Origin of the sequence: Pleomorphomonas diazotrophica (assembly GCF_002844595.1) — a bacterium.
Classification (GTDB): Bacteria; Pseudomonadota; Alphaproteobacteria; order Rhizobiales; family Pleomorphomonadaceae; genus Pleomorphomonas; species Pleomorphomonas diazotrophica.
On record NZ_PJNW01000002.1, the window covers coordinates 21210 to 46642 of the forward strand.

The window sequence follows — 25433 nt, forward strand, 5'->3', positions numbered from 1 at the left end:
CAACCGTTCGGTGCCTCTGGCGCTAAGACGATTCAAGAAGGGTGGCAGAAAAGCCACTTTCCATCACTTCCACCGATCGAAATCCATCGGAAACGTTGATGATCGACCTCGCTCTCTACCAGCCGGACATCGCCCAGAACACCGGAACGCTGATCCGGCTCGCCGCCTGCCTCGGCACGACGCTGCATGTGATCGGCCCCGCCGGCTTCGACATGTCCGACCGTAACCTCAAGCGGGCCGGCATGGACTATATCGAGCTGGCGACGGTGGTGCGGCATGTCGGCTGGACGGATTTCGAGGCCTACGCGACCGGGGCAGGGCGGCGGCTGGTGCTGGCGACCACCAGGGGATCGGTTCCCTATGCCGACTTCGCCTTCCGCGATGGCGACATCGTGCTGATGGGGCGGGAATCAGCGGGCGTTCCCGAGGCGGTGCACGAGCGGGCGGATGGGCGGATCGTCATTCCGATGCGGCCGGAGGCGCGGTCCATCAACATGGCGCTGTCGGCCGGCATGATCCTGGGCGAAGCCCTGAGACAGACGGGCAACTTCCCGAAGCTTTAGGAAGACCGATCGTCGGCATCACCGAAATGCGTTGGACGAGCCGGCGGGTTTGGCCGATGCTTCACGCCTTCGGTTCGGGGAGAGACGAGATGAAACTGCTCATTGCCAACAAGGGATATTCCTCCTGGTCGCAACGCGCCTGGATCGTGCTCAGGCATTTCGGCATTCCCTTCGAGGAGACGGTGCAGCCGATGTATGTGGAGGGCTGGAAGGAAGCCCTCCTGAAGATATCGCCGACCGGCAAGGTGCCCTGCCTCGTCGATGACGACGTCACCGTCTGGGAAAGCCTCGCCATCATCGAGTATCTCGCCGAGAAATATCCCGACCTCGGCATCTGGCCGGCCGACAGGGCGGCGCGGGCGCATGCCCGATCGGTGGCGGCGGAGATGCACGCCGGCTTCCAGAATCTTCGGCGCGACTACGGCAGTAACTGGCGCCGGACCTATGCCTGGAAGGTGCGGGGCGATGGCTCGGCGCTGGAGGACGGCAAGCGGATCTTCGCGCTCTGGAAGGAGGCGCGGCGGCGCTTCGGTCAGGGCGGGCCCTTCCTCTACGGCGCCTTCTCGGCGGCGGACGCCATGTATGCGCCGGTGGTCGGCCGCTTCACCACCTATTCCTGGCCAGTGGATGCGGAGACGGAGGCCTACATGGAGGCAGTCAGGAAACTGCCCGCCTATGCCGAATGGGTGGCGGCCGGCCGGGCCGAGCCCTGGACGATCGCCCAGTACGAATACGACGAATAGCCGGGCGGGGCGGTCTGGAACCCCCTCGGGGCGTGCAGCGTTGATGCTCTATGCTTATTGAGGAGGCTCAAGCCATGATCAAGACCCTCACAGCAACCGCGCTCACCGCCGTCATGGTGATCACGTCGGTCATTCCTGCCGGGGCAACGTCCTTCTTCTTCGGCACAGGCCCCGCGTCGATCGAACGGGTGCAGTATCTCGACGCTCCGAGGCCCATCTATCGCGATCGTCACGGCTATTGGCACGGCCATCGCGGCTACCGCTACTACCGCCCGGGCTACCGCCGCCACGACGACGGCTGGTGGTATCCGCTCGCCGCCTTCGGCCTCGGCGCGGCGATCATCGGCGGCATGGCCGCCCAGGCGCCCCGCCCGCCGGTCGCCGTCGCGGTGCCGTCCAGCCACGTGCGCTGGTGTCAGGGGCGCTACCGCTCCTACGACGTCTACAGCAACACCTTCCAGCCCTATAACGGGCCGCGGCAGGTCTGCGTATCGCCCTATTATCGCTGACGAAAAAGCCGGGCGAGACGATGGTTGGCGCTCTCGTCTCGCCTCGGCGCTTGGCAAGGATGGGTGAAAGCGCCTAAACACGCTCCGTTAAAACCCGGAGTGTTCGCTCATGCCGACCAGCGCCGCCTCCCTTGCACCGACCGCGCTGCCGCCCGATCTGGAGGGCAAGAAGGCGCTGGCCACCGACTGGTTCGCCGACCTGCGCGACCGCATCTGCGCGGCGTTCGAGGAGATCGAAGCCGAGGGTGCGGTGGCAGCCGGAGTGGAGCCGGGCCGCTTCGTGCGCACGCCCTGGCAGCGCACCGACCACAGCGGTGCGCCGGGCGGCGGCGGCGTGATCAGCATGATGCGCGGCGCCGTCTTCGAGAAGGTGGGCGTCCACGTCTCGACCGTTCACGGCGAGTTCGCGCCGGAGTTCCGGGCGCAGATTCCGGGCGCCGAGGAGGATCCGCGCTTCTGGGCGAGCGGCATCTCGCTGATCGCCCACATGCAGAACCCGCATGTTCCGGCCGTTCACATGAACACGCGCATGGTGGTGACCACCCGCCAGTGGTTCGGCGGCGGGGCCGACCTGACGCCGATGCTCGATGCCCGACGCACCCAGGAAGATCCCGACACCATCGCCTTCCACGCTGCGATGAAGGCGGCCTGCGCCGCCCACCCGCACATCGATTATGCCGACTACAAGACCTGGTGCGAGGAGTATTTCTTCCTCAAGCATCGCGGCGAGATGCGCGGGGTCGGCGGCATCTTCTACGATTACCTGCATTCGGACGCCGGCTGGGCGGCCGATTTCGCCTTCACCCGCGACCTCGGCCTTGCCTTCCTCGACATCTTCCCGCGCCTCGTCCGCGCCAACATGCGGACGCCCTGGACGGCGGCCGAGCGCGACGAGCAACTGGTGCGGCGCGGCCGCTATGTGGAGTTCAACCTTCTCTACGACCGCGGCACCGTGTTCGGCCTGAAGACGGGGGGAAACGTCGACGCCATCCTGTCGTCCATGCCGCCCCACGCCAGATGGCCCTGAGAGCCTGACCTGAAACTCTACTGGGCCGGACATTTGGCTTAGTCTTCTGCGCTTCCGGTGCTCACGGACGTTAAGTCCGCTCCGCTCCGGTTCTCGAACCCGTCGCCATCTGCCTCGCTCCAGCGAGTTTCAGATCAGGCTCCGACGCTTACCAGGGCGTCTCTCCATCGGGCTCCACGAAGCGGCCGGATACCGCGTCCTCGCCGAGCAGGGCGTATTTGACCGGCAGACGCGCGCCTTCCTCCGGCGTCATGTAGCCGGTGTGGCCGGTGAGATCGGTCTTCACATAGCCGGGACTGACCGAGTTGACGGCGATGGGCGTGCCGCTGAGCTCCGCGGCAAGTTGCACGGTCAGCATGTTGAGCGCCGCCTTGGAGGCGTTGTAGCCGATGAGCCGAGCCGAATAGTAAGGCGAGGTGGGATCGCCGTTGACGGTCAGCGAGCCGAGCGAACTCGAGAGATTGACGATGCGCCCGGCCGGCGATTGACGCAGCAGCGGCAGCATCGCCTGCGTGACCGAGAGCGTGCCGATGAAGTTGGTCTCCATGATCCGCCGCGCCGCCTCGGGCGAGGCCATGGTCGGCGGGCCGTCCTCGGCGTCGACGATGCCGGCATTGTTGACGAGAATGTCGAGCCGGCCCTGACGGCCGCGGACCGCGGCGGCCGCCGTCGCGATGCTCTTGCCGTCGGTGACGTCGATCTGAATGGCCTCGACCTTCAGCCCCTTGGAGGCGAGGCCATCTGCCGCCGCCTGTCCCCGCCCGACATCGCGGGCGCCGAGGAGGACCTGGACGCCGGCCTCGGCGAGCTGGCGGACGATTTCGAGACCGATGCCCTTGTTGGCACCGGTGACGAGGGCGATACGCACCATTGAACTTATCCTTTCCATCTCGGGTTTGTGGTAGACCTGAAAATATGAAGGATCGTTCAGTTTGAGGATTCGCTTTTGCTGACCAGCCCGCCGCCGCATCTGTCGCCCCGGAAAAGGCCGCGTCAGGCCCGCGCGACCGTGACGCTCGACGCCATCTTCGAGGCGACCATTCAGGTTTTGATCGCCGATGGTCCGCGCCGGCTGACGACGACGCGGGTGGCCGAGCGGGCCGGTGTCTCGGTCGGCACTATGTACCAGTACTTCCCCCACAAGCAGGCGCTGTTCTACGCGCTCAACGAGCGCTACCTCGATCTCGTCGCCGACAAGGTGGAGGCCACCTGCCGAGCGCAGCAGGGAGGTTCCGTCCGAGACATGGTCAAAGCTCTGGTGGCGACCTATTGGGCGGCCAAGACCGAACGGGTCGAGGTGACGCAGGCGCTCTACAAATCGGTGGTGGAACTCGACAACGAAGCGATGATCGAGGCTTTTGCCTGCCGCGTCGACAGGGCGACGGCCACGATGTTCGCCAGCGCCGCCGACGCCGCCTTCGCCGATCTGCATACCGTGGTGCTGACGCTGCTCACCAGCATCTTCGGCACCGTCCGTAGCGTGTTCGAGCGCAACCTGCCGATGGATGAGGCTGAGGCGGTGCTGCGACAGCTCGTCGTGATGTGCGTCGCCTATCTGGACGCGGTCAAGCTGCCTTCGGATGGGGGCATGGCGCCGGATCGTAGCCGGACGGTTGAGGTACCCGTGCACGATGCCGCCTGATTATGAGATTCTTGGCACGACCAGATCCGTGCGCAGCTCATGTACCGATTCATAAAAACGATTCATACTTGTTTATGCGTGTTGTCGTTCTCGTTTATGCACGTTATAAGGCGATATGACCGATGAACTGCCGCTTGCCCGTCGTGATCTGATCGCCGCCCGTCTTGCCGACGGGCAGTCGGTGGCCTCTGTCCAGCTCGCCACCGAGTTCGGCGTATCCGAGGATGCCATTCGCCGCGATCTCCGGGCACTGGCCGCCGAGGGGCTGTGCCGCCGCGTCTATGGCGGCGCGCTGCCCTTGGCGGCGAGGCCGCTGTCGGCCCGGCTCGGCGAAGGGGTCGATGTCAAGCGGGCACTGGCGGCGCGCGCGGCGGCGCTGGCCGGACGGGGCGACCTGATCTTCCTTGACGCCGGCAGCAGCCACGTGGCGCTGGTCGACGCCCTGCCGGAAGACCATGGGCTGACGGTGGCGACCAACTCGGTGGACATTGCTGCCGCCGTGCTGGCCCGGCAGGACATCGATCTCCTGATGATCGGCGGGGCGGTGGACGCCACTGTGGGCGGGGCGGTGGACGCCGTGGCCGTCGAGGCGGTGACGCGCCTTGCCATCGATCTCGCCTTTGTCGGCGTCTGTGGCGTGTCGGCCGAGGAGGGCGTCGGCGCCCTCAACCACGCCGACGCCATCTTCAAGCGGGCGGTGATGGCGACGAGCCGGCGACGGGCCGCGCTGGTCACCAGCGACAAGTTCGAGGCGCGCGCGCCCTACCGGATCGCTCCGGCCAGCGCCTTTTCCCATTTCGTCGTCGAGCAGGACGCGCCCGAGACCGTTGTCGCCGACCTCAGGCGCACCGGCGCCGAGGTTCTTCAGGCCGGCGATCCCCCATGAACACTGGAGCCAACATGATATCCGCAGATCGGCCGGCCACCCGGCTGGCAACGCGCCTCGCCTTCCTGGTGGCCGGCTTCGGCGTCGCCTGCTGGGCGCCGCTCATTCCCTATGCCAAGGCGCGCCTTGCCGTCGATGACGGCGTGCTGGGATTGCTTCTCCTTTGCCTCGGCATCGGCTCGGTGGTCGCCATGCTGATGACCGGCATGCTGAGCGCCCGCTACGGCAGCAAGCCGATCATCATTGGCGGTGCCGTGGGCATGGTCCTGTTCCTTCCGCTTCTCTCGGTGGCGTCGACGCCGTTGACGCTGGGCTTGGTGCTGTTCGTGTTCGGCGGCTCGCTGGGTTCGCTCGATGTCGCCATGAACATCCACGCCGTCGAGGTGGAGAAGGCGGCGAAACGGCCGCTGATGTCGGGCTTCCACGGTCTCTACAGCGTCGGCGGCTTCATCGGCTCGATATTCGCCATCTTCCTGCTGTCGGTGCAGCTCGGGCCGCTGCCGACCACGCTGGTCGCCGCCGCCCTGATGCTCTTGGCGACGCTGGTGATCGCGCCGCGCCTTCTGACGGCGGTGAAGGCCGAGGGCGGGGCGCTGTTCGCCCTGCCGCGCGGCTTCGTGCTGCTGCTTGCCGTGCTCACGGCCATTGTCTTCCTGGTGGAAGGGGCGGTGCTCGACTGGGGCGCGCTCTATCTCACCGGTGCCGGCCTTGTCGGGGCGGAGCAGGGCGGCATGGGCTACATGGTGTTCTCCATCGCCATGACCGTGGTGCGGCTCGCCGGCGACGCGGTGGTCGGACGCATCGGCGATCGGGCCACGCTGTTCTGGGGCAGCCTGATCGGCATCGCCGGCTTTGCGCTGGTGCTGGTGGCGCCGGTCGTCGCCGTTGCCATGGCCGGCTTCCTCCTGGTCGGCATCGGCCTTGCCAACATCGTGCCGGTGCTGTTCCGCCGGGCCGGCAACCAGACGGTGATGCCGGCCGGGCTCGCCGTCGCCGCCGTCACCACTGCCGGTTACGCCGGCGTGCTCCTGGGGCCGGCCGGCATCGGCTTCGTCGCCAAGCTCACCAGCCTTCCGGCCTCCCTGTGGATGCTGACCGCGCTTCTGGCGCTGGTGACGCTGACCGCAGGCCGGGTGGCCGGCCGTCCGCACTGAGGAGGGAATGATGCGCCTTGCCCATGTCGCCCTTTGGACGCTCGACCTCGATGCCGCCGCTGCCTTCTGGCGCCGATGTTTCGACGCCGAGGTCGGCGATGTCTACGAGAGCCGCAACCGGCCGGGCTTCCGGTCGCGCTTCGCGAGATTGCCGGATGGCGCCGCCGTCGAGCTGATGACCGGTCCTTGGGTCGAGCCGATGGCGCCGGCCGAGCGCGTCGGCTGGGATCACGTTGCGGTGTCGCTGGAGAGCGAGGCCGCCGTCGATGCGCTGGCCGCCCGATGCAAGGCGGATGGCTGCCTGTTGTCCGGGCCGCGCTGGACCGGTGACGGCTACTATGAGGCGGTGATCGCCGCGCCGGACGGTACGCGCATCGAGATCACCAGCTAATACCTTATACGGGCGCCCAGACGACGTCGTCGATGGAGCGGGCGCCGCTTGCCAGCACCACCAGCCGCTCGAAGCCGAGCGCGATGCCGGAGGCCTCCGGCATATGGGCGAGGGCGGCGAGAAAGTCCTCGTCGAGCGGGTAACGCTCGCCGTAGATGCGCTCCTTGATCTCCATCTCCTCCTGAAAGCGTCGGCGCTGCTCCTCGGGGTCGGTCAGCTCGCCGAAGGCATTGGCGAGCTCGACGCCGCAGGCATAGAGCTCGAAGCGCTCGGCAAGGCGCGGGTCGCGGGCGACCGGGCGGGAGAGGGCGGCTTCGCAGACGGGATACTCGTAGAAGATGGTTGGCCTCCCCATGCCGAGGTTGGGCTCGATGCTCTCGACGAGGATGCGCGAGTAGATGTCGGTCCAGCTGTCATCGGCGACGACGCGGAAGCCGCGGGCCTCGGCTTGTGTCGCCAGGGCGTCGCGGTCGGGCGCGCCGGGGTCATCGGTGAGCGTCGCGAGCAGGTCGATGCCGGCGTAGCGGGAGAAGGCCTCGGCGACGGTGAGCTTCTCGGGCTCGGCGAAAGGATCGGCGGTGCGGCCGCGCCAGACGAAGGCGTCGCGGCCGAGCGTCTGGGCGGCGAGCCGCATCAGCGCCACGGCGTCGTCCATCAGTTGCTCATAGGGCTCGTTCGCCCGGTACCATTCGAGCAGCGTGAACTCCGAGGAATGCAGCGCCCCCTTCTCGCGGTTGCGGAAAACGCGGGCGAAGTCGAAGATGCGCGTTTCGCCGGCCGCCAGCAGCTTCTTGGCCGTGAACTCGGGCGAGGTATGGAGGTAGCGCGGGGCGCGGGTGCCATCGAGGCCGATCTTCTCGGTGGCGAAGGCGTGGAGATGCGCCTCGTTGCCGGGCGACACCTGCAGGGCAGGGCATTCGACCTCGGTGAAGCCCTGGTTCTCGAACCAGGCGCGGACCGCGCGCTTGATCTCGCCGCGCGCAATGAGGAACGGACGGCGGCCGAGGTGCCGTTCGACCGACCACCAGGGCGACTCTCCGGCCGTTTCGTGCATTCCGCCTCTTCCTTTTCCGCTTCAAAAATGTCAGGAGAGACGCGAAGCACGCCCGGAGCCAACGCTTCGAGGCCACGCCACCCTTTTGTCAGGATATCCGATACGTCATGGTCAAGGTCATCGCTAGCCAAATCCGCAAGGGCAACGTCGTCGAGCTGGATGAAAAGCTCCACGTCGTCCTGCTGGCCGAGAGTTTCCATCCGGGCAAGGGCACGCCCACCACGCAGATCGACATGCGTCGCATCAACGACGGCGTGAAGGTGTCGGTGCGCTACAAGACCACCGAAATGGTCGAGCGCGCCCAGATCGACGAGCGTCCCTACACCTTCCTCTATGAGGAAGAGCATGGCTTCGCCTTCATGCAGATGGAAACCTACGAGCAGATCTCCGTGCCCAAGGAGGTGGTCGGCGACCGCGCCGCCTTCCTGGCCGAGAACATGGAATGCCACGTCGGCGTCTACAACGACGTGCCGGTGTCGATCGAGCTGCCCGCCCGCATGACGCTGGAAGTCACCGAGACCGAGCCGGCCGTGAAGGGCCAGACGGCCGCCTCCTCCTACAAGCCGGCCATCCTGTCGAATGGCGTGCGCACCATGGTGCCGCCCTTCGTCTCCGTCGGCACCCGCATCGTGGTGATGACCGAGGACGCCTCCTACGTCGAGCGCGCCAAGGACTGATCTTGGCGATCGCCAAGATCAGTTTTTTTTACTGCCTCAAACGCCGGCGGGCTTTCGCTTCGCTTTCATCTTCGAGACGCTTCGTGTCTCGAAGACACGCTCCGCGCGCCGCCGCTTGGCGCCGGAAGCCGCCTGAGGCGGCTTCGGGAACAACCTGGGCTTTGTCGGCCTGAAAGACGAAACAACGCCCGGAAGAACGCTTCCGGGCGTTTTTCTTTGCAGCGATGGAACCGATGGCACGCTCCGCGCGTATCCAGCGCAGGCCTGCCCGGCCGTCACCTCAACAGGAAAGGCTCCCCCATGTCTGCCAAGTCCATCCTCAGCGTCGGTGTCATCGTTCTCTCGGTCGTCGCCCTGGGCGGTTGCGCCAACACGATCCGCGGCGTCGGCAAGGATACGGCCAATGCCGTCAACGCAACCCAGGCCGCCGGCAACAACGTCGGCAACGCCGCAGCGCGCTGACTGTTCGCCGGCGGGGCCGGCATGGGATGACATGGGCGGACAGGTCGTTTCCGGCCGCCGCGCCCGCTTTTTTCAAGGCCCCGCTCGTCCGTGAGGATGGCGGGGCTTTTGCGTAGGACGAAAAGACCGTCCTGTTCGTTGGAAGGAGTTCGCCGACAAGCGCGCTCCAGCACTTGGAAGGGCGGCGGCCGAAAGGGCAAAGCTAACGATCAAATCGCCCGGATATCCGCCTCGGCGCGGCCCGGTTCAATCCGTCCGGCGACCGCGCAACGACTTGTTAAGCCTAACGCCTCATAAATGTGGAGAGCTGCGTACAGGCAGTGCGTGACGCTTGGCTTTCGTTGACGCCCCACATGATCCCATGCTATCCCAAATCATCCCGGCAAGCAGGTGATCCGAGCCAGACGTCTCGCGAATTTCGAGAGTCAGGCAGGGCCAGAGGACCGGGTTCAGCCGCGACAGCCCGTTGCAGAATGCAACGACTGACCCGGCCGTGGGCCGTGTCCGCGCCATGCGAGCCGCCAGGTCGGGTTGCCTCCGAAGAGGCAGGGGTCCGGCCAAAGAAACGGGGATTGAAGCACCGCTCGTTGCGGGCTGCGGGGATCGATGAACGGCTTCGTATCGCGCGTCACCAACAGGATCGATCGGAAGGGGCGGGTGTCCATCCCGGCGCCGTTCCGTCAGGTTCTGGCGCGCGACGGCTACGAGGGGCTCTATTGCTATCCGTCGATCGACATGGAAGCGGTGGACTGCGGTGGCAACCAGTTGCTGGCCGAAATCGAGCGCAACCTGTCTCGCTACGCGCCCTTCTCCGAGGATCACGACCTCCTCTCGACCGCCTTCTACAGCTCGTCGGACCATCTGACGATCGACAGCGAGGGCCGCATCGGCCTGACGCCAAAGCTTCTGGAAGTCACGGGAATCACCTCCGAGGTGACCTTCGTCGGCCAGGGCTACAAGTTCCAGATCTGGGAGCCCACGCGCTTTGCGACCTACGAGCTGACGGCCCGGGAGCGGGCGCGGGCGCTCCGTCGCGGCTTGAAGCCGGAGGGAACCGCATGAGTGCGCTCGTCGACGCCGGCGCCGCGCCGCATGTGCCCGTTCTTCTTGCCGAAGTGCTGTCGGCGCTGTCGCCAATCGACGGCGCGACGATCATTGACGGCACCTTCGGCGCCGGCGGCTACAGCCGCGCCATTCTGGCCGGTGGCGCCGGCCGCGTCATCGCCATCGACCGCGATCCCACGGCAATCGAGGCGGGCGCTGCCGTCGTGGCGGAGAGCGCTGGCCGCCTGACGCTCGTGCCCGGCACCTTCTCCGAGCTCGACCGGCTGGCCAATGAGGCCGGCGAAGCCTCCGTCGACGCGGTGGTGCTCGACATCGGCGTCTCCTCCATGCAGCTCGACCGGGCCGAGCGCGGCTTTTCCTTCCGCGCCGACGGCCCGCTCGACATGCGCATGAGTCTTTCCGGCCCGACGGCGGCCGACGTGGTCAACACGCTGTCGGCCAAGGAACTCGCCCGTCTCTTCTGGATCTATGGCGAAGAGAAGCAGTCCATGCGCATCGCCAAGGCCATCGTGGCGCGGCGCGAAAATCAGCCATTCAGCCGGACGGCGGAGCTGGTCTCGACCATCGAAAGCGTGCTGGGCGCCAAGCGCTTCGGCGAAATGCATCCGGCAACTCGCGCCTTCCAGGCGATCCGCATCCACGTCAATGGCGAACTCGACGAGCTGTCCGACGCGCTGGCCGCCGCCGAGCGCGTGCTGAAGCCGGGCGGACGGCTGGTCGTCGTCACCTTCCATTCCCTTGAGGATCGCATCGTCAAGCGCTTCTTCGCCGACCGTTCGCGCGAGCGGGCCGGCGGATCGCGTCATCTGCCGGAGGCGTCGGTGCCGCCCGCCACCTTCAGCCTGCGGGGGCGGCAGCCGGTGGAAGCCGGCGAGGCTGAGCTTGCCGTCAATCCCCGCGCCCGCTCGGCCAAGCTCAGGTTCGGCATCCGCACCGAGGCGCCCGCCCGGCCGATCGACCGCGCCGCGCTTGGCGTGCCCAGCCTTTCGGGGGAGAGGTCATGACCCGCTATATCAACGCTCTCCTGGTGTTCCTGATGGTGCTGTCGGCCGCCGCCGTCTACGACATGAAATACGAAGCGGAGATCGCTGCCGAGAACATCAAGCAGAAGCAGGCGGAGATCGCCCAGGCGCATGAGGATATCTCGCTGCTCAAGGCGGAATGGGCGCTGCTGACGCGGCCCGCCCGCATGCGCGACCTTCTGGAGCGGCACAAGGACATCCTGAGCCTGACCCCGCTCTCTTCCGACCACATCGGCACGCTCGCCGACATTCCCGAAAAGCCGGTGGTGCCGCCGGTCGATGCGCCGGTCGAACAGTCGGCCGACGGTTCGGCCGCGCTGCCGCATATCCAAGACGACGCGAGTTTGGTGCAATGAACTTCCGGTTTGGTCCGTTCCGAAAGCCCGCCGAGCCGATGGCCGCCGCCACCGGTCCGGAGTTTCGCGCTTCGGCGCGGCGCGGTGCGGGCGACACCATGCGCGGCCGGCTCATTCTCGCCTCGGCCTGCTTCGTCCTGGTCTACGGCACCATCATCGGCCGCCTCGTCCAGATGGGCGTCAGCCTGCCGCAGGAATCGGTGACGCTGGGCAATGCCCAGGCGGCGGTGTCGGCCGCCCGTCCCGACATTCTCGACCGCAACGGCGAGATCCTCGCCACCGACATCAAGTTTGCCTCGCTCTACGCCGAGCCGCGGCGCGTCGTCGATCCGGACGAGGCGACGGAGCAGCTCGCCACCGTCTTCCCCGACCTCGGCACCGACGCGGTGCGCCAGCGCCTCGCCTCCAAGCAGGGCTTCCTGTGGCTGAAGCGCGAGATCACCCCGGCCCAGCAGGCGGCGGTGCATGCCCTCGGCATCCCCGGCATCGGCTTCCTTACCGAGAACAAGCGCTTCTATCCGTCGGGCCGGACCGTCGCTTTCGTCACCGGCCACGTCAACATCGACAACCAGGGCATCGCCGGCGTCGAGAAGTATATCGATGACCAGTGGCTCGGCGACCTGCAGCGCGCCGGCATGGCCTCCAACAACTTCGAGCCGATCAAGCTGTCGATCGACCTCCGCGTGCAGCAGGTGCTGCATGACGAGATCACGGCGGCCATGCAGCGCTACACGGCCAAGGCGTCGGCGGCGGTGGTGATGAACGTCAAGACGGGCGAAGTGGTCGGCATGACCTCGGCGCCCGACTATGACCCGATGAACCCGGCCGAAGCGCTCGATCCCAACAACATGAACCGCGCCTCGGCGGCGGTCTATGAAATGGGGTCGACTTTCAAGGTGTTCGCCACGGCCATGGCGCTCGATTCGGGCAAGGTGAGCATCACCGACAGCTTCGACGCGACGCGCGGCCTGACCATCGGCGGCTTCACCATCAACGATTTCCACGGCAAGCATCGCGTGCTGAGCGTGCCGGAGATCTTCATCTACTCGTCCAACGTCGGCACCGGTCGTGAGGCGCTGAAGGTCGGTTCGCAGGGGCAGCAGGAGTTCCTGAAGCGCATCGGCCTGATGGACAAGGTGCCGACCGAGCTGCCGGAAATCGCCCGGCCGATCCTGCCCAAGCGCTGGTCCGACCTCGTCACCGTCACCGTCTCCTTCGGCCACGGCATTTCGGTGTCGCCGCTCGCCACTGCCATGGCGGCGAGCGCGGTGATGAACGGCGGCATCCTGATCCCGCCCACCTTCTTCCCGCGCAGCGAAGAGGAGGCGCGCCTCATCGGCAAGCGGGTGCTGAAGCAGTCGACCTCCGAGCAGATGCGCTATCTGATGCGCCTCAACGTGCTGGCGCCCGGCGGCTCCGGCAAGTCGGCCGACATTCCCGGCTACCGCATCGGCGGCAAGACCGGCACCGCCGAGAAGGTGGAGAACGGCCGCTATTCCAGCAACAAGCGCTTCAACGCCTTTGTCGCCACCTTCCCGATCGACGACCCGCAGTATCTGCTGCTGGTGGTCCTCGACGAACCCAATCCCGAGCGGCCCGGCCTGCCGGCCACCGCCGGCATGAACGCCGGGCCGACGGCCGGCAACATCGTCGGCCGCATCGCGCCGATGCTGAACGTCGAGCCACGCTTCGACGACGTGGACGTGCCGCTGATGGCTGCCTACTGATCGAGCCGTCGCGGGTGATCCGCGAGGCAAAGGGCGGTGTGGAAAGTGTGAGTTGTCCTCATTTCGATCGCAAATCGAGGACAGTGTGCGGCGTCCCGCGATCAACACCATGGACGAACATATGAAACTCGCCGAACTTGCGCCCGACATCCTCACGCTCGATCCGGCTCTCCGCCGCATTTCGATCACCGGCGTGACCGCCGACAGTCGCGAGGTCGTCCCCGGTTCGCTGTTCGTGGCGCTGCCCGGCACCCGTGCCAAGGGCACCGACTTCATTCCCCAGGCCATCGAGAAGGGCGCGGCGGTGGTGCTCGCCGACACCGAGGACGAACTGCCCGACAGCCTCAGCGTGCCGGTGCTGCGCGACAACGACCCCGCCCGCCGCTTTGCCCGCATGCTGGCCCGCTTCTACGGCCCGCAACCGAAGACGGTGGTGGCGGTGACCGGCACCAACGGCAAGACCTCGGTCGCCGCCTTCGTCCGCCAGATCTGGCTGGCCGCCGGCTACGAGGCGGCATCGATCGGCACGGTCGGCGTGACGACCAAGGCCGGCAACGCCTATGGCAACATGACGACGCCCGATGCGGCGACGCTGCACCGCACGCTGCACGACCTCGCCGCCGACGGCATCGATCACGTGGCGATGGAGGCCTCTTCTCATGGCCTGATCCAGCGCCGGCTCGATGGCGTCGAGGTGGCGGCCGGCGCCTTCACCAACCTGTCGCGCGACCATCTCGACTATCACGGCTCGATGGAAGCCTACATGGCCGCCAAGATGCGGCTGTTCGACACCATCCTCACGCCCGGTTCCGGCGCCGTGGTCAACCTCGACGACGTCTATGGCGAGGCCTTCGCCTCGGCGGCGCGCATCTCCGGCCTCGATCTCCAGACGGTCGGCGCCGCCGGCGCCCGCATCCGCATTCTCGATGTCGCCCGCGATGGCTGGGCGCAGATCGCTACCGTCGACATCGGCGCCGGGCCGAGGCCCGTGCGCATTCCGCTGGTCGGCGCCTTCCAGGTGTCCAACGCGCTGGTCGCCGCGGCGCTCGCCGCCGCCGACGGCTCGGTGTCGCTCACCGACGCGCTCGACGCGCTCGACGGCATCAAGGGCGCCAAGGGCCGGCTGGAGCTGGTCGGCTACGCGCCGTCCGACGCGCCGGTCTTCGTCGATTTCGCCCATACGCCGGCCGCCCTCGAAGTGGCGCTGCAGACGCTGCGGCCCTTCACGGCCGGCCGCCTGATCGTCGCCTTCGGCGCCGGCGGCGATCGCGACAAGGGCAAGCGGCCGCAGATGGGCGAGGTCTGTTCCCGCCTCGCCGACGTCGCCATCGTCACCGACGACAATCCGCGCACCGAGGATGCGGCGACCATCCGCAAGGAAGTGCTGGCCGGCTGCCCCGGCGGCGTCGAGATTGGCGATCGGACGACGGCGGTGCGCGAGGGCATCGCCATGCTCGGGCCCGACGACGTGTTCCTGATCGCCGGCAAGGGCCACGAGATGGGCCAGACCATCGGCCGCGAGACGGTGCATTATTCCGACCACGAGGCGGTGCTGGCGGTGCCAGGCGTGACGCCGGCTGACCGGTCGCTGTGGCAGGCCGACGAACTCGTCAAGGCGCTGAACGGTCGCGCCGAGGGTGCGGTACCGCCGGTCGACAGCATTTCCATCGATAGCCGCACCGTCGAACGGGGCGGTGCCTTCTTCGCCATCGCCGGCGACCGGTTCGACGGACATGACTTCGTCGAGGCGGCGCTTCAGAGGGGCGCGGCGGTGGCCGTGGTGGCGAACGACAGGCGCGCCGCGCTGCCGGCGGATGTCGGACCGCTGGTGGTGGTGGACGACGTGCTCGCCAGCCTCGGGCGCCTCGGCATCCGGGCGCGCGAGCGTACGGCGGCCAAGGTGATCGCCGTCACCGGGTCGGTGGGCAAGACCTCGACCAAGGAGGCGCTGCGCGAGGCGCTGTCGCCGTCGGGCGCGGTGCATGCCTCGGCCGCTTCCTTCAACAATCATTGGGGCGTGCCGCTGACGCTCGCCCGCATGCCCTCGGGCAGCCGCTACGGCGTGTTCGAGATCGGCATGAACCATCCCGGCGAGATCACGCCTCTGGTCCGCATGGTGCGGCCGCATGTCGCCATCGTCACCACGGTGGCGCCGGTGCATCTCGAGCATTTCAGCTCCGTCGAAGCGATCGCCGAGGCGAAGGCCGAGATCTTCGCCGGCCTGGAGCCGGGTGGCACCGCCATTCTCAACCGCGACGGCGATTTCTCGGCGCTCTTGGCCGAGCGCGCCCGTGCCCGCGGCGCCCAGGTGGTGTTCTTCGGCGAACATCCCGAGGCCGAGGCGCGGCTTCTCAAGTGCTCGCTCAACGAGACCTGCACCGCCGTCACCGCCGACATCCTCGGCGAGACCGTCACCTACAAGCTCGGCGCGCCGGGCCGGCACATCGCCCAGAACTCGCTCGCCGTGCTCGCGGCGGTGAAGATCGTCGGGGGCGATCTCACCCGGGCGATGCTGGCCTTGCAGGCGCACCAGCAGCCGAAGGGACGCGGCAAGCGCCACGTGCTGCAGGTGTTCGGCGGCACGGCGCGGCTGATCGACGAAAGCTACAACGCCAATCCCACTTCGATGCGGGCGGCCATCGCGCTGCTTGGCTCGGCCTCGGTGGAAGGTCAGGGCCGCCGCGTCGCCGTGCTGGGCGACATGCTGGAACTCGGCCCCGAGGCGGCGGACCTGCACGCCGGTCTGGCCGAGCCGCTCAGGGCGGCCAAGGTGGACACGGTGTTCTGCGCCGGGCCGCTGATGCACAATCTTTGGCAGGAGCTGCCGCGCGGCATGCGCGGCGCCTATGCCGAGACCTCGAAGGCGCTGGCCGACACGCTGCTCGACGACGTCAGGGCAGGCGACGTGCTGATGGTCAAGGGCTCGCTCGGCAGCGCCATGGGGCCGCTGGTCGAGGCGTTGATCGGCCGCTTCGGCAGTGAAGCATCCGGGTAGGCAAGACGGGGAAGACGGACTAATACGGGGCCGCGCCGCCGACAGACAAGGGCGAGAATGCCCAGCGGCGGCGATGGAATGGAGAGCTTGTAAAAATGCTGGTCTACTTGGCCGATTGGGCGGGGCAGTTGTCGGTCCTGAACGTGTTTCGCTACATCACCTTCCGCACCGGCGCGGCGGTGATCACGGCGCTTCTGTTCGTCTTTCTGTTCGGGCCGGCCATCATCTCCTCGCTGCGCATCCGCCAGGGCAAGGGCCAGCCGATCCGCGACGACGGTCCGCAGAGCCACCTCGCCAAGAAGGGCACGCCGACCATGGGCGGCCTGATGATCCTCTCGGGCATCCTGGTGGCGACGTTGCTGTGGGCCGACCTCACCAGCCCCTATGTCTGGACCGTGCTGCTGGTCACCGTCGCCTTCGGCACCATCGGCTTCTATGACGACTACCTCAAGGTGACCAAGCAGTCCCACAAGGGCCTCTCCGGCCGCGCCCGGCTGATGCTGGAGGCGGTGATCGCCATGCTGGCCTGCCTCGTCATCATGTCGGCCGGCCAGGCCGCCGCCGTGCCCAGCGAGGAACATCTCGCCACCTCCTTGACCTTCCCCTTCGTCAAGGCGCTGATGATCAACCTCTGGTACTTCTACGTGCCGTTCGGCGCCTTCGTGATCGTGTCGGCCGGCAATGCGGTGAACCTCACCGATGGCCTCGACGGGCTCGCCATCGTGCCGGTGATGATCGCGGCCGGCAGCTTCGCGCTGATCGCCTATCTCTCCGGCAACTACGTCTTCGCCAACTATCTGCAGATCCACTTCGTGCCGGGCACCGGCGAACTCGCCGTCATCTGTGGTGCGGTGATCGGCGCCGGCATCGGATTCCTGTGGTTCAATGCGCCGCCGGCCGCCATCTTCATGGGCGACACCGGCTCGCTGGCCCTTGGCGGTCTGATCGGCACGGTGGCGGTGGCGGTGAAGCACGAGATCGTGCTGGCCATCGTCGGCGGTCTGTTCGTCCTGGAGGCGGTGTCGGTGATCATCCAGGTCACCTCCTACAAGCTCACGGGCAAGCGTGTCTTCAAGATGGCGCCCATCCACCATCATTTCGAGCAGCTCGGCTGGACCGAATCGCAGGTGGTGATCCGCTTCTGGATCATCGCCGTCGTGCTGGCGCTGATCGGCCTGTCATCCCTCAAGCTGCGCTGATGGAGGCCCGGCGATGATCCCAATCACCTCGATGAAAGGCAAGCGCGTCGCGGTGTTCGGCCTGGGCGGGTCCGGGCTGATCACAGCGGAAGCGCTGGTGGCCGGCGGGGCGGAGGTCATCGCCTGGGACGACAACGAGAGTGCCCGCGCGGCCGCCGAGGCGCGCGAGATCCAGGTGACCGACTGGCGGGGCAGCGAGTTCGGCGCCTATTCGGCGCTGGTGCTGGCGCCCGGCGTGCCGCTCACCCATCCCGAGCCGCACTGGTCGGTGAAGATCGCCCGCGAGGCCGGCGTCGAGGTGATCGGCGACATCTGCCTGTTCGCCCGCGAGCGCAAGTTCCGCGCCCCGACCGCGCCCTTCGTCGCCATCACCGGCACCAACGGCAAGTCGACGACCACGGCGCTGATCCATCACATTCTGAAGTCGGCCGGCAAGGATGTGGAGATCGGCGGCAACTTCGGCCCGGCCGTGCTCGGGCTCGATGACCTCGCTCCCGATCGCTTCTATGTCATCGAGTGCTCGTCCTTCCAGATCGATCTCGCGCCTGGCATCGACCCCACCGTCGGCATCCAGCTCAACCTCACCGAGGATCATATCGACCGTCATGGCTCGATCGAGGGCTACGCGGCGGTGAAGGAGAAGCTGGTGGACGGTGCCCAGGTGGCGGTGGTCGGCGTCGACGACGTCTTCAGCGCCGCCATGGCGACGCGCCGGGAGTCCAAGGGCCTGGAAACACTGCGCATCTCGACGCGGGGCTCGGTGGCGCAGGGCGTCTGGGCCGTGTCCGGCCGCATCATCGAGCCGATGGGCCTTGCCCAGACGGTGGTCTACGATCTGCATGGCCATCCGATCCTGAAGGGCGTCCACAACGCCCAGAACGTGGCGGCGGCGGTGGCGGCGACGCGCCGGCTCGGCCTGGGGCTCGATGAGGTGAGGAAGGGCATCGAGACCTTCCCGGGCCTTGCCCATCGCATGGAGCCGATCGGCCGCTCCGGCTCGGTCATTCTGGTCAACGACAGCAAGGCGACCAACGCCGACGCGGCCGCCAAGGCGCTCGCCAGCTACGACAACATCTACTGGATCGCCGGCGGCAAGCCGAAGAGCGGCGGCATCGCCCCGCTCAGCGGCTTCTTCCCGAAGATCGCCAAGGCCTACCTGATCGGCGTGGCGGCCGAAGAGTTCGCCGCCACCATCGGCGGCGCGGCACCGCATGCGATCGTCGAGACGCTCGACCGCGCCGTCTCCGAGGCGCTGACCGACGCGCTGGCCGCCACCGAGGCGAGCGGCCGCGAGGCGGTGGTGCTGTTGTCGCCGGCTTGCGCCTCCTACGACCAGTTCAAGAACTTCGAGGTGCGCGGCGACCACTTCCGCGAACTCGTGCTGACCGATCCCCGCGTCAAGCCATTCCAGGAGAAAGCCTGATGGTCTCGCGTGCCGAACGCAACCCGGTGGCCGATTGGTGGTTCACCGTCGACAAGCTCCTGCTCATCGCCTTCCTGGCGCTGATCTTCGGCGGCATCGTGCTGTCGCTGGCCGCGAGCCCCGCCGTTGCCGAACGCATCGGCATCGCCGACAGCTACTATTTCGTGAAGCGTCAGGCGCTGTTCGCCATACCCGCGGTCATCACGCTGATCGGCGTTTCCTTCCTGAACCCCAAGCAGATCCGCCGGGCGGCCCTGGCCGGCTTCGTCGTCTGCGTCATCCTCCTGATCCTGACGCTGCTGGTCGGCCCGGAGGTGAAGGGTTCGCGCCGCTGGATCACCATCTTGGGCATGTCGGTGCAGCCGTCGGAGTTCATGAAGCCGATGTTCGCCGTGCTGGTCGGCTTCCTGCTGGCCGAGGGCCAGAAGCGGCCCGACCTGCCCGGCCGCAGCTTCTCGCTGCTGCTGCTCGGCATCGTGGCGGCGCTGTTCGTCGCCCAGCCCGACTTCGGCCAGACCATGCTGATCTGTCTCACCTGGGCCGGCCTGTTCTTCATTTCCGGCATGAGCTGGATGTGGATCGTGGTGTTCGCCGGCGCCGGCGCCACCGGCATCCTCTCGGCCTATACGCTGGTGCCGCACGTGCGCTCGCGCATCGAGCGCTTCATGAACCCCGAGGCCGGCGACACCTTTCAGGTGCAGACGGCCCAGGAGGCCTTCATCAACGGCGGCTGGTGGGGGCAAGGGCCGGGTGAGGGCACCTTCAAGCGCATCCTGCCCGACAGCCACACCGACTTCGTGTTCGCGGTGCTGGGCGAGGAGTTCGGCCTCATTCTCTGCATGTGCCTCGCCCTGGTGTTCGCCTTCGTGGTGCTGCGGGGCATCAGCCACGCGATGAAGGAGAATGACGGCTACGTCCGCCTTGCCACCACCGGCCTCATCATGCAGTTCGGCCTGCAGTCCTGCATCAACATGGCGGTGAACCTGCACCTGATGCCGGCCAAGGGCATGACGCTGCCCTTCATCTCCTACGGCGGCTCGTCGCTGGTGGCGGTGGCCCTGTCCATGGGCATGCTGCTGGCGCTGACCCGCAAGCGGCCCGACCAGACCCGGTTCGTGGCGCCGATCGAATTTTCGCCGCTGCCCAGCCGAGGCTGACCATGACCCGCACCATCCTGATCGCCGCCGGCGGAACCGGCGGCCATCTGTTCCCCGCCGAATCGCTCGCCTATTCGCTTGCCCCGCGCGGCTTCGACGTCCATCTCGCCACCGACCACCGGGCCAACAACTACGGCTCGGAATTTCCGGCCACGGACATTCACATCATCGCCTCGGCGACCTTCGGCGACCGCTCGCCGCTCGGCCTGATGAAATCGGCCGCCAACCTTGCGCGCGGCGAAATGCAGTCGCTGTCGTTGGTCCGCCGGCTTGATCCCGCCGTCACCATCGGCTTCGGCGGCTATCCGACGCTGCCGCCGCTTCTCGCCGCCTGGCTGACCAAGCGCCCGACCATCGTCCACGAGGCCAACGCGGTGATGGGGCGGGCCAACCGCTTCCTCGCGCCGCGCGTCACGGCGATCGCCACCACCTTCAAGGACACCGGCCTGATGGGCGCCGGCGCGTCGCGCGCCGTCGTCACCGGCAATCCGGTGCGGCCGAAGGTGCTCGCCGCCGTGGCGCCCTATCGTGAGCCGGCCGAGGGCGGCAAGATCGACCTCCTGGTGTTCGGCGGCAGCCAGGGAGCCCGGGTGTTCAGCGACCTGATGCCGCCGACGCTCGAGAAACTGCCGGCCGACGTGGCGGCGCGGCTCCGCCTCGTGCAGCAGGTGCGGCCCGAGGATCTCAACCGGGTCGGCGAGATTTATGCCCGCCTCGGCCTCGACCACGAGATCGCTCCCTTCTTCGTCGACCTGCCGACCCGCATCGCCAACGCCCATCTCGTCGTCTGCCGGTCTGGCGCGTCGTCGGTGGCCGAGCTCACCGTCATCGGCCGGCCGTCGATCCTGGTGCCGCTGCCGCACGCCCTCGACAACGACCAGAAGACCAACGCGCTCGGCCTCGAGAAGGCCGGTGGCGCCATCATGGCCGAGCAGGCGTCGCTGACACCGGACAAGCTGGCCGATCTCATTGCCGGGCTGGTGCGCGAGCCGGCGCGCCTCACTGCCATGGCGGCCGCCGCCAAGGGCGAGGGCCGTCCCGATGCGGTGGCGCGGCTGGCCGATCTCGTCGAGTTCATCGCCTCCGGCGGCAAGGCCGCTGATTTTGCTTCTAGGGAAACACGTCCATGAAAATGCCCCGCGACATCGGGCCGGTTCATTTCGTCGGCATCGGCGGCATCGGCATGAGCGGCATCGCCGAGGTCCTGCAGAATCTCGGCTACCGCGTGCAGGGCTCCGATCAGGCCGAAAGCGGCAATGTCGAGCGCCTGCGCGCCTCCGGCATTCCGGTCATGATCGGCCACAAGGCGGAGAACCTCGGCGCCGCCGAGGTGCTGGTGGTCTCCTCGGCGATCAAGCGCGACAATCCCGAGCTGGTGGCCGCCCGCGAGCGGCACCTGCCGATCGTCCGCCGCGCCGAGATGCTGGCCGAGCTGATGCGCTTCAAGCAGGCGATCGCCATCGGCGGCACCCATGGCAAGACGACCACCACCTCGCTGGTGGCCGCGCTGCTGGATGCCGGCGGCTTCGACCCGACGGTGATCAACGGCGGCATCATCAATGCCTATGGCACCAACGCCCGCATGGGCGCCGGCGACTGGATGGTGGTGGAGGCCGACGAGAGCGACGGCACCTTCGTGAAGCTGCCGGCCGACATCGCCATCGTCACCAACATCGATCCCGAGCATCTCGATCATTACGGCACCTTCGACGCCGCCCGCGCCGCCTTCAGGCAGTTCATCGAGAACGTGCCCTTCTACGGCTTCGCCGTGATGTGCCTCGACCATCCGGAGGTGCAGGCGCTGGTCTCCAAGATCGAGGACCGGCGCATCATCACCTACGGGCAGAACCCGCAGGCCGACGCCCGCTTCACCGACCTCCGCATCGAAGGCGGCCACTCGCGCTTCTCGGTGGAGATCCGCGACCGGGTTACCGGCGAGGAGACGGTCATCCCGGCGCTGGAGCTGCCGATGCCCGGCCGCCACAACGTGTCCAACGCCACGGCGGCGATCGCCGTCGCCCATCGGCTGGGCATCTCGGCCGAGGCGATCCGCAAGGGCCTCGGTGCCTTCGGCGGAGTCAAGCGGCGCTTCACCCGCACCGGCGACTTCAACGGCGTCACCATCTACGACGACTACGGCCACCATCCGGTGGAGATCATGGCCGTGCTCAGGGCGGCGCGCGAAGGCGCGGCCGGCAAGGTGGTGGCGGTGATGCAGCCGCATCGCTACAGTCGCCTCCACTCGCTGTTCCCGGACTTCTGCAAGGCCTTCAACGACGCCGACACGGTGATCATCGCCGACGTCTATCCGGCCGGCGAGCAGCCGATCGAGGGCGCCGACAAGGATCATCTGGTCTCCGGCATCAAGGCGGCCGGCCATCGCGACGCCCGCGCCCTCGAAGGGCCCGACAAGCTCGCCGCCACCGTCGCCTCCGTGGTCAAGCCCGGTGACATGGTGGTCTGCCTCGGCGCCGGCAACATCACCCAGTGGGCCTATGCGCTGCCCGGCCAGCTCAAGGCGCAGGCGGGAGCTGAGGGATGACCTTGCGCGACCGCCTCGGCGACACCTCGCATATTCGCGGCCCGATCGAGGACAATCGATCGCTGAAGGACCTTGTGTGGTTCCGGGTCGGCGGACCGGCGGAAATCCTGTTCCAGCCGGCCGACGAGGCCGACCTCCAGGCCTTCCTGAAAATCCTGCCGCAGGATGTGCCGGTCACCGTCATCGGGCTCGGCTCCAACCTGCTGATCCGCGACGGCGGTATTTCCGGCGTGGTGATCCGCCTGTCGGTGCGCGGCTTCGGCGGCACCGAGGCGCTGTCGCCCACCCGCATCGGGGCCGGCGCGGCCATCCCTGACAAGTTCCTGGCCGCCAAGGCTCTGGAGCTCGGGCTATCAGGCTTTGCCTTCTACCACGGCATTCCCGGCGGCCTCGGCGGCGCGCTGACCATGAATGCCGGCGCCCACGGTTCGGAGACCGCCGAACGGGTGGTCGAGGTGCGCGGCGTCACCCGCGACGGCGAGGTGATGACACTGCCGGTCGGCGAGCTCGGCTACTCCTACCGCCATTCGGCGCCGCCGCCCGGCTTCATCTTCACCTCGGCGGTGCTGGAAGGCATTCCCGCCGACAAGGAGAGCATCTCCGAGGCGATGAAGGCGGTGACCGAGCATCGCGAGGCGTCGCAGCCGATCAAGGCGCGCACCGGCGGCTCCACCTTCAAGAACCCGCCGGGTCATTCGGCCTGGAAGCTGATCGACGCGGCCGGCTGCCGCGGCTTCCGGATCGGAGATGCGCAGGTCAGCGAGATGCACTGCAACTTCCTGATCAACACCGGCGAAGCCACGGCCCATGACGTCGAGCTGCTCGGCGAGACGGTGCGGGCGCGGGTCTATGAGACCAGTGGCATCCGTCTCGATTGGGAAATCAAAAGGCTGGGCGCCTTCGTGCCCGGCGCTGAGGTCGAGCCGTTTCTCGGCAAGTGACCCGAGGTCGGCCGGCCAAGTCTTGACGCGTGCGCGTCAGCAAGGGGACGGTCATGACCAAGCATGTGGCGGTACTGATGGGCGGTTGGTCGTCGGAACGGCCGGTCAGCCTCAACTCGGGCAAGGCCTGCGCCGACGCGCTGGAGGCTCGCGGCTACCGCGTCAGCCGCGTCGACGTCGACCGGACGATTGCCGCCGTTCTGGCGGAGCTCCGCCCCGACGTCTGCTTCAACGCGCTGCATGGCATCTACGGCGAGGACGGCACCGTCCAGGGCATCCTCGAAGTGATGGACATTCCCTATACGCACTCCGGCGTCCTCGCCTCGGCGCTGGCCATGAACAAGCCCAAGGCCAAGCATGTGATGAAGGCGGCGGGCATCCCCGTGGCCGAGCACAAGCTGGTTCATCGCCTCGAAGTGGTTAACGAGCACGTGCTCGAACCGCCCTATGTGGTGAAACCTCCGGCTGAGGGATCGAGCTTTGGCGTGATCATCGTTCCGGCTGATGCGGCCCGTCCGCCGCAGGAGCTCGCCGGCCCAGACTGGCGCTTCGGCGACATGGTCATGGTGGAAAAATACATTCCGGGACGGGAACTTACATGTGGTGTGATGGGGGATCGCGCCCTCGACATCATCGAAGTGGTGCCGCAGGGCGAAGCCTTCTACGACTATGACGCAAAGTATCGCCCCGGTGGATCGAAGCACGTTTTGCCGGCCGACCTTTCACCCTTTATTTACCAAAATATTCAAACATTGGCCCTCGAAGCGCACCGTTCGCTCGGCTGCCGTGGCGTCAGCCGGGCCGATTTCCGCTTCGACGACCAAGGTGACGGAACCGGGCAGGTGATCTGCCTCGAAGTGAACACGCAGCCGGGAATGACGGCGACCTCGCTCGTGCCGGAAATGGCCGCCCATGCGGGCATCGGTTTCGGCGAGTTGGTGAGCTGGATGGTGGAGGACGCAAGTTGCAGGCGATGACGACAGGCATGGCGAAGCCGGCGGGGCGCAAGAGGTTCTTCCTCTTCGGCCGTCGCGGTGTTTCGCGCCTGCGTCGCAAGCCCGTCTGGCGTCCGGCCGGCCTCCTCGCGGCGCTGCCGCGCGGCGCCGGCGTCGCCATGTCCGTCGCCTATCTCCTCGCCTGGGGCGCCTATGGCATGGTGCTGTCGGGCCGCACCGTCGAAGTGCTGAACGATACCTCCGCCGAGCTCGGCTTCCGCGTCTCCGCCGTCCGCATCACCGGCCAGCGCGAGATCGACGAGGCCGACGTGCTCGACACGCTGTCGATCCATTCGGGTCAGTCGCTGTTCTTCTACGATGCCGCCGCCGCCCGCGAGCGCCTGCAGTCCATTCCCTGGGTCGAGGACGTCTCGGTGATGAAGCTCTACCCCGGCACGCTCCGGGTGATCATCGAGGAGCGCGTGCCGGCTGCCCTGTGGCAGCCGACGATCGATGCGCCGGTGGTGGTGATCGACAGCGCCGGCAAGGTGATCACCGACCGGCTGGAGACCCGCTATTCCCGCCTGCCCCGCGTGGTGGGCGAGGGCGCCCAGCTCAAGGTCGCCGAGATCACCTCGCTGCTCGACGACGTGCCGGACCTGCAGAAGAAGGTGCGCGCCTCGATGCTGGTCTCCGATCGCCGCTGGGACCTGTTCCTCGACAACGGCGTGCAGGTGATGCTGCCGGAGGTGAACCCGCAGAAGGCGGTGACCGAGCTGCAGGAGACCGACAAGGACTCGGGCCTCCTCGATCGCGACATCACCGTCGTTGACCTGCGCCTGCCCGACCGGCTGGTGGTTCGCCTTTCCGACGACGCGCGCAAGGCTCGCGACGAGCTGGTGGCGGCGCGCAACAAGGCCCTCAAGAAGCGGGAGCAGGGCGCATGACCCACGCATCCGACGC

Annotated in this window: 25 protein-coding genes and 1 pseudogene; 24 read left to right on the forward strand and 2 right to left on the reverse strand. The window is 67.4% G+C overall.

Annotated features, from left to right (window positions below):
• Positions 1–98 precede the first annotated feature (98 nt).
• The 4 genes from CXZ10_RS01075 (at position 99) to hemF (ending at position 2842) form a co-directional block, all read left to right on the forward strand.
• Positions 99–563, forward strand: coding sequence for a tRNA (cytidine(34)-2'-O)-methyltransferase (locus CXZ10_RS01075; protein ID WP_101287111.1), 465 nt, complete (start codon positions 99–101; stop codon positions 561–563).
• A gap of 89 nt (positions 564–652) precedes the next feature.
• Complete coding sequence (locus CXZ10_RS01080; protein WP_101287112.1) at positions 653–1306, forward strand: glutathione S-transferase family protein; 654 nt, start codon at positions 653–655, stop codon at positions 1304–1306.
• A gap of 74 nt (positions 1307–1380) precedes the next feature.
• Complete coding sequence (locus tag CXZ10_RS21955) at positions 1381–1815, forward strand: BA14K family protein (protein WP_101287113.1); 435 nt, start codon at positions 1381–1383, stop codon at positions 1813–1815.
• 109 nt (positions 1816–1924) lie between these two features.
• The gene (hemF, locus tag CXZ10_RS01090; protein WP_101287114.1) at positions 1925–2842 is read left to right on the forward strand and encodes an oxygen-dependent coproporphyrinogen oxidase; all 918 of its coding nucleotides are present in this window, start codon (positions 1925–1927) and stop codon (positions 2840–2842) included.
• A 148-nt stretch (positions 2843–2990) separates the two neighbouring features.
• Here the strand turns inward: hemF and CXZ10_RS01095 are convergent, their stop codons facing one another.
• Positions 2991–3713 carry an SDR family oxidoreductase gene (locus tag CXZ10_RS01095; protein WP_101287115.1) on the reverse strand — a complete coding sequence of 241 codons (723 nt, stop codon included), beginning with the start codon at positions 3711–3713 and terminating at the stop codon, positions 2991–2993.
• A gap of 75 nt (positions 3714–3788) precedes the next feature.
• Between CXZ10_RS01095 and CXZ10_RS01100 the strand changes: the two genes are divergently transcribed.
• The 4 genes from CXZ10_RS01100 (at position 3789) to CXZ10_RS01115 (ending at position 6915) form a co-directional block, all read left to right on the forward strand.
• The gene (locus CXZ10_RS01100; RefSeq protein ID WP_101287116.1) at positions 3789–4484 is read left to right on the forward strand and encodes a TetR/AcrR family transcriptional regulator; all 696 of its coding nucleotides are present in this window, start codon (positions 3789–3791) and stop codon (positions 4482–4484) included.
• Between the two features lie 115 nt (positions 4485–4599).
• Complete coding sequence (locus CXZ10_RS01105) at positions 4600–5370, forward strand: DeoR/GlpR family DNA-binding transcription regulator (RefSeq protein WP_101287117.1); 771 nt, start codon at positions 4600–4602, stop codon at positions 5368–5370.
• Positions 5371–5384: 14 nt separating this feature from the next.
• A complete protein-coding gene (locus tag CXZ10_RS01110) occupies positions 5385–6524 on the forward strand; it encodes an MFS transporter (RefSeq protein WP_101288305.1) in 1140 nt (379 codons plus the stop codon).
• A 7-nt stretch (positions 6525–6531) separates the two neighbouring features.
• Complete coding sequence (locus CXZ10_RS01115; RefSeq protein WP_244617248.1) at positions 6532–6915, forward strand: VOC family protein; 384 nt, start codon at positions 6532–6534, stop codon at positions 6913–6915.
• 4 nt (positions 6916–6919) lie between these two features.
• Here the strand turns inward: CXZ10_RS01115 and epmA are convergent, their stop codons facing one another.
• The gene (gene epmA / locus CXZ10_RS01120) at positions 6920–7969 is read right to left on the reverse strand and encodes an EF-P lysine aminoacylase EpmA (protein WP_101287119.1); all 1050 of its coding nucleotides are present in this window, start codon (positions 7967–7969) and stop codon (positions 6920–6922) included.
• A gap of 107 nt (positions 7970–8076) precedes the next feature.
• Between epmA and efp the strand changes: the two genes are divergently transcribed.
• From efp to CXZ10_RS01195, 16 genes and pseudogenes are all read left to right on the forward strand, one after another.
• Positions 8077–8646 carry an elongation factor P gene (gene efp, locus CXZ10_RS01125; RefSeq protein ID WP_101287120.1) on the forward strand — a complete coding sequence of 190 codons (570 nt, stop codon included), beginning with the start codon at positions 8077–8079 and terminating at the stop codon, positions 8644–8646.
• A 300-nt stretch (positions 8647–8946) separates the two neighbouring features.
• Entirely contained in the window at positions 8947–9108 is a 162-nt protein-coding gene (locus CXZ10_RS01130; protein WP_101287121.1) for an entericidin domain-containing protein, read from the forward strand.
• A 606-nt stretch (positions 9109–9714) separates the two neighbouring features.
• A complete protein-coding gene (gene mraZ / locus CXZ10_RS01135) occupies positions 9715–10170 on the forward strand; it encodes a division/cell wall cluster transcriptional repressor MraZ (protein WP_101287122.1) in 456 nt (151 codons plus the stop codon).
• Positions 10167–11177 (forward strand): 16S rRNA (cytosine(1402)-N(4))-methyltransferase RsmH, encoded by a 1011-nt coding sequence (gene rsmH, locus CXZ10_RS01140; RefSeq protein WP_101287123.1) that lies wholly within the window; start codon positions 10167–10169, stop codon positions 11175–11177. The genes mraZ and rsmH overlap by 4 nt, the downstream gene beginning before the upstream one ends.
• Positions 11174–11551 carry a cell division protein FtsL gene (ftsL, locus tag CXZ10_RS01145; RefSeq protein ID WP_101287124.1) on the forward strand — a complete coding sequence of 126 codons (378 nt, stop codon included), beginning with the start codon at positions 11174–11176 and terminating at the stop codon, positions 11549–11551. Before rsmH ends, ftsL begins: the two co-directional genes overlap by 4 nt.
• Positions 11548–13278, forward strand: a complete 1731-nt coding sequence (locus tag CXZ10_RS01150; protein ID WP_210199819.1) for a peptidoglycan D,D-transpeptidase FtsI family protein — start codon at positions 11548–11550, stop codon at positions 13276–13278. Before ftsL ends, CXZ10_RS01150 begins: the two co-directional genes overlap by 4 nt.
• 121 nt (positions 13279–13399) lie before the next feature.
• Positions 13400–14821: pseudogene (locus CXZ10_RS21720) on the forward strand (UDP-N-acetylmuramoyl-L-alanyl-D-glutamate--2,6-diaminopimelate ligase); the annotation flags it as partial.
• 24 nt (positions 14822–14845) lie between these two features.
• Positions 14846–16273, forward strand: a complete 1428-nt coding sequence (locus tag CXZ10_RS21725) for a UDP-N-acetylmuramoylalanyl-D-glutamyl-2,6-diaminopimelate--D-alanyl-D-alanine ligase (RefSeq protein ID WP_425298956.1) — start codon at positions 14846–14848, stop codon at positions 16271–16273.
• Between the two features lie 95 nt (positions 16274–16368).
• The gene (gene mraY / locus CXZ10_RS01160; protein WP_101287125.1) at positions 16369–17472 is read left to right on the forward strand and encodes a phospho-N-acetylmuramoyl-pentapeptide-transferase; all 1104 of its coding nucleotides are present in this window, start codon (positions 16369–16371) and stop codon (positions 17470–17472) included.
• 13 nt (positions 17473–17485) lie between these two features.
• Entirely contained in the window at positions 17486–18895 is a 1410-nt protein-coding gene (murD, locus tag CXZ10_RS01165) for a UDP-N-acetylmuramoyl-L-alanine--D-glutamate ligase (protein WP_101287126.1), read from the forward strand.
• Positions 18895–20052 (forward strand): FtsW/RodA/SpoVE family cell cycle protein, encoded by a 1158-nt coding sequence (locus CXZ10_RS01170; protein ID WP_101287127.1) that lies wholly within the window; start codon positions 18895–18897, stop codon positions 20050–20052. The genes murD and CXZ10_RS01170 overlap by 1 nt, the downstream gene beginning before the upstream one ends.
• A gap of 2 nt (positions 20053–20054) precedes the next feature.
• A complete protein-coding gene (gene murG, locus CXZ10_RS01175) occupies positions 20055–21182 on the forward strand; it encodes an undecaprenyldiphospho-muramoylpentapeptide beta-N-acetylglucosaminyltransferase (protein ID WP_101287128.1) in 1128 nt (375 codons plus the stop codon).
• Positions 21179–22594: a UDP-N-acetylmuramate--L-alanine ligase gene (gene murC / locus CXZ10_RS01180; RefSeq protein WP_101287129.1), complete on the forward strand. Its 1416-nt coding sequence runs from the start codon at positions 21179–21181 to the stop codon at positions 22592–22594. Before murG ends, murC begins: the two co-directional genes overlap by 4 nt.
• Entirely contained in the window at positions 22591–23535 is a 945-nt protein-coding gene (murB, locus tag CXZ10_RS01185; RefSeq protein ID WP_101287130.1) for a UDP-N-acetylmuramate dehydrogenase, read from the forward strand. The genes murC and murB overlap by 4 nt, the downstream gene beginning before the upstream one ends.
• 53 nt (positions 23536–23588) lie before the next feature.
• A complete protein-coding gene (locus CXZ10_RS01190) occupies positions 23589–24512 on the forward strand; it encodes a D-alanine--D-alanine ligase (protein ID WP_101287131.1) in 924 nt (307 codons plus the stop codon).
• On the forward strand, positions 24509–25417 hold the full coding sequence (locus CXZ10_RS01195; RefSeq protein WP_244617253.1) for a cell division protein FtsQ/DivIB: 909 nt from the start codon (positions 24509–24511) through the stop codon (positions 25415–25417). The genes CXZ10_RS01190 and CXZ10_RS01195 overlap by 4 nt, the downstream gene beginning before the upstream one ends.
• Positions 25418–25433 lie beyond the last annotated feature (16 nt).

Excerpts from the sequence above, each read along its gene's own strand:
- ftsL (WP_101287124.1), top strand. The coding sequence starts at position 11,174 with ATGACCCGCTATATCAACGCTCTCCTGGTGTTCCTGATGGTGCTGTCG.
- hemF (WP_101287114.1), top strand. The coding sequence starts at position 1,925 with ATGCCGACCAGCGCCGCCTCCCTTGCACCGACCGCGCTGCCGCCCGAT.
- CXZ10_RS21955 (WP_101287113.1), top strand. The coding sequence starts at position 1,381 with ATGATCAAGACCCTCACAGCAACCGCGCTCACCGCCGTCATGGTGATC.
- CXZ10_RS01105 (WP_101287117.1), top strand. The coding sequence starts at position 4,600 with ATGACCGATGAACTGCCGCTTGCCCGTCGTGATCTGATCGCCGCCCGT.
- CXZ10_RS01195 (WP_244617253.1), top strand. The coding sequence starts at position 24,509 with ATGACGACAGGCATGGCGAAGCCGGCGGGGCGCAAGAGGTTCTTCCTC.
- CXZ10_RS01170 (WP_101287127.1), top strand. The coding sequence starts at position 18,895 with ATGGTCTCGCGTGCCGAACGCAACCCGGTGGCCGATTGGTGGTTCACC.
- CXZ10_RS01075 (WP_101287111.1), top strand. The coding sequence starts at position 99 with ATGATCGACCTCGCTCTCTACCAGCCGGACATCGCCCAGAACACCGGA.
- CXZ10_RS01080 (WP_101287112.1), top strand. The coding sequence starts at position 653 with ATGAAACTGCTCATTGCCAACAAGGGATATTCCTCCTGGTCGCAACGC.
- CXZ10_RS01110 (WP_101288305.1), top strand. The coding sequence starts at position 5,385 with ATGATATCCGCAGATCGGCCGGCCACCCGGCTGGCAACGCGCCTCGCC.
- efp (WP_101287120.1), top strand. The coding sequence starts at position 8,077 with ATGGTCAAGGTCATCGCTAGCCAAATCCGCAAGGGCAACGTCGTCGAG.
- mraY (WP_101287125.1), top strand. The coding sequence starts at position 16,369 with ATGCTGGTCTACTTGGCCGATTGGGCGGGGCAGTTGTCGGTCCTGAAC.
- CXZ10_RS01190 (WP_101287131.1), top strand. The coding sequence starts at position 23,589 with ATGACCAAGCATGTGGCGGTACTGATGGGCGGTTGGTCGTCGGAACGG.
- murD (WP_101287126.1), top strand. The coding sequence starts at position 17,486 with ATGATCCCAATCACCTCGATGAAAGGCAAGCGCGTCGCGGTGTTCGGC.
- CXZ10_RS01095 (WP_101287115.1), bottom strand. The coding sequence starts at position 3,713 with ATGGTGCGTATCGCCCTCGTCACCGGTGCCAACAAGGGCATCGGTCTC.
- murG (WP_101287128.1), top strand. The coding sequence starts at position 20,055 with ATGACCCGCACCATCCTGATCGCCGCCGGCGGAACCGGCGGCCATCTG.
- CXZ10_RS01130 (WP_101287121.1), top strand. The coding sequence starts at position 8,947 with ATGTCTGCCAAGTCCATCCTCAGCGTCGGTGTCATCGTTCTCTCGGTC.
- CXZ10_RS01150 (WP_210199819.1), top strand. The coding sequence starts at position 11,548 with ATGAACTTCCGGTTTGGTCCGTTCCGAAAGCCCGCCGAGCCGATGGCC.
- mraZ (WP_101287122.1), top strand. The coding sequence starts at position 9,715 with ATGAACGGCTTCGTATCGCGCGTCACCAACAGGATCGATCGGAAGGGG.
- epmA (WP_101287119.1), bottom strand. The coding sequence starts at position 7,969 with ATGCACGAAACGGCCGGAGAGTCGCCCTGGTGGTCGGTCGAACGGCAC.
- CXZ10_RS01115 (WP_244617248.1), top strand. The coding sequence starts at position 6,532 with ATGATGCGCCTTGCCCATGTCGCCCTTTGGACGCTCGACCTCGATGCC.
- murB (WP_101287130.1), top strand. The coding sequence starts at position 22,591 with ATGACCTTGCGCGACCGCCTCGGCGACACCTCGCATATTCGCGGCCCG.
- rsmH (WP_101287123.1), top strand. The coding sequence starts at position 10,167 with ATGAGTGCGCTCGTCGACGCCGGCGCCGCGCCGCATGTGCCCGTTCTT.
- murC (WP_101287129.1), top strand. The coding sequence starts at position 21,179 with ATGAAAATGCCCCGCGACATCGGGCCGGTTCATTTCGTCGGCATCGGC.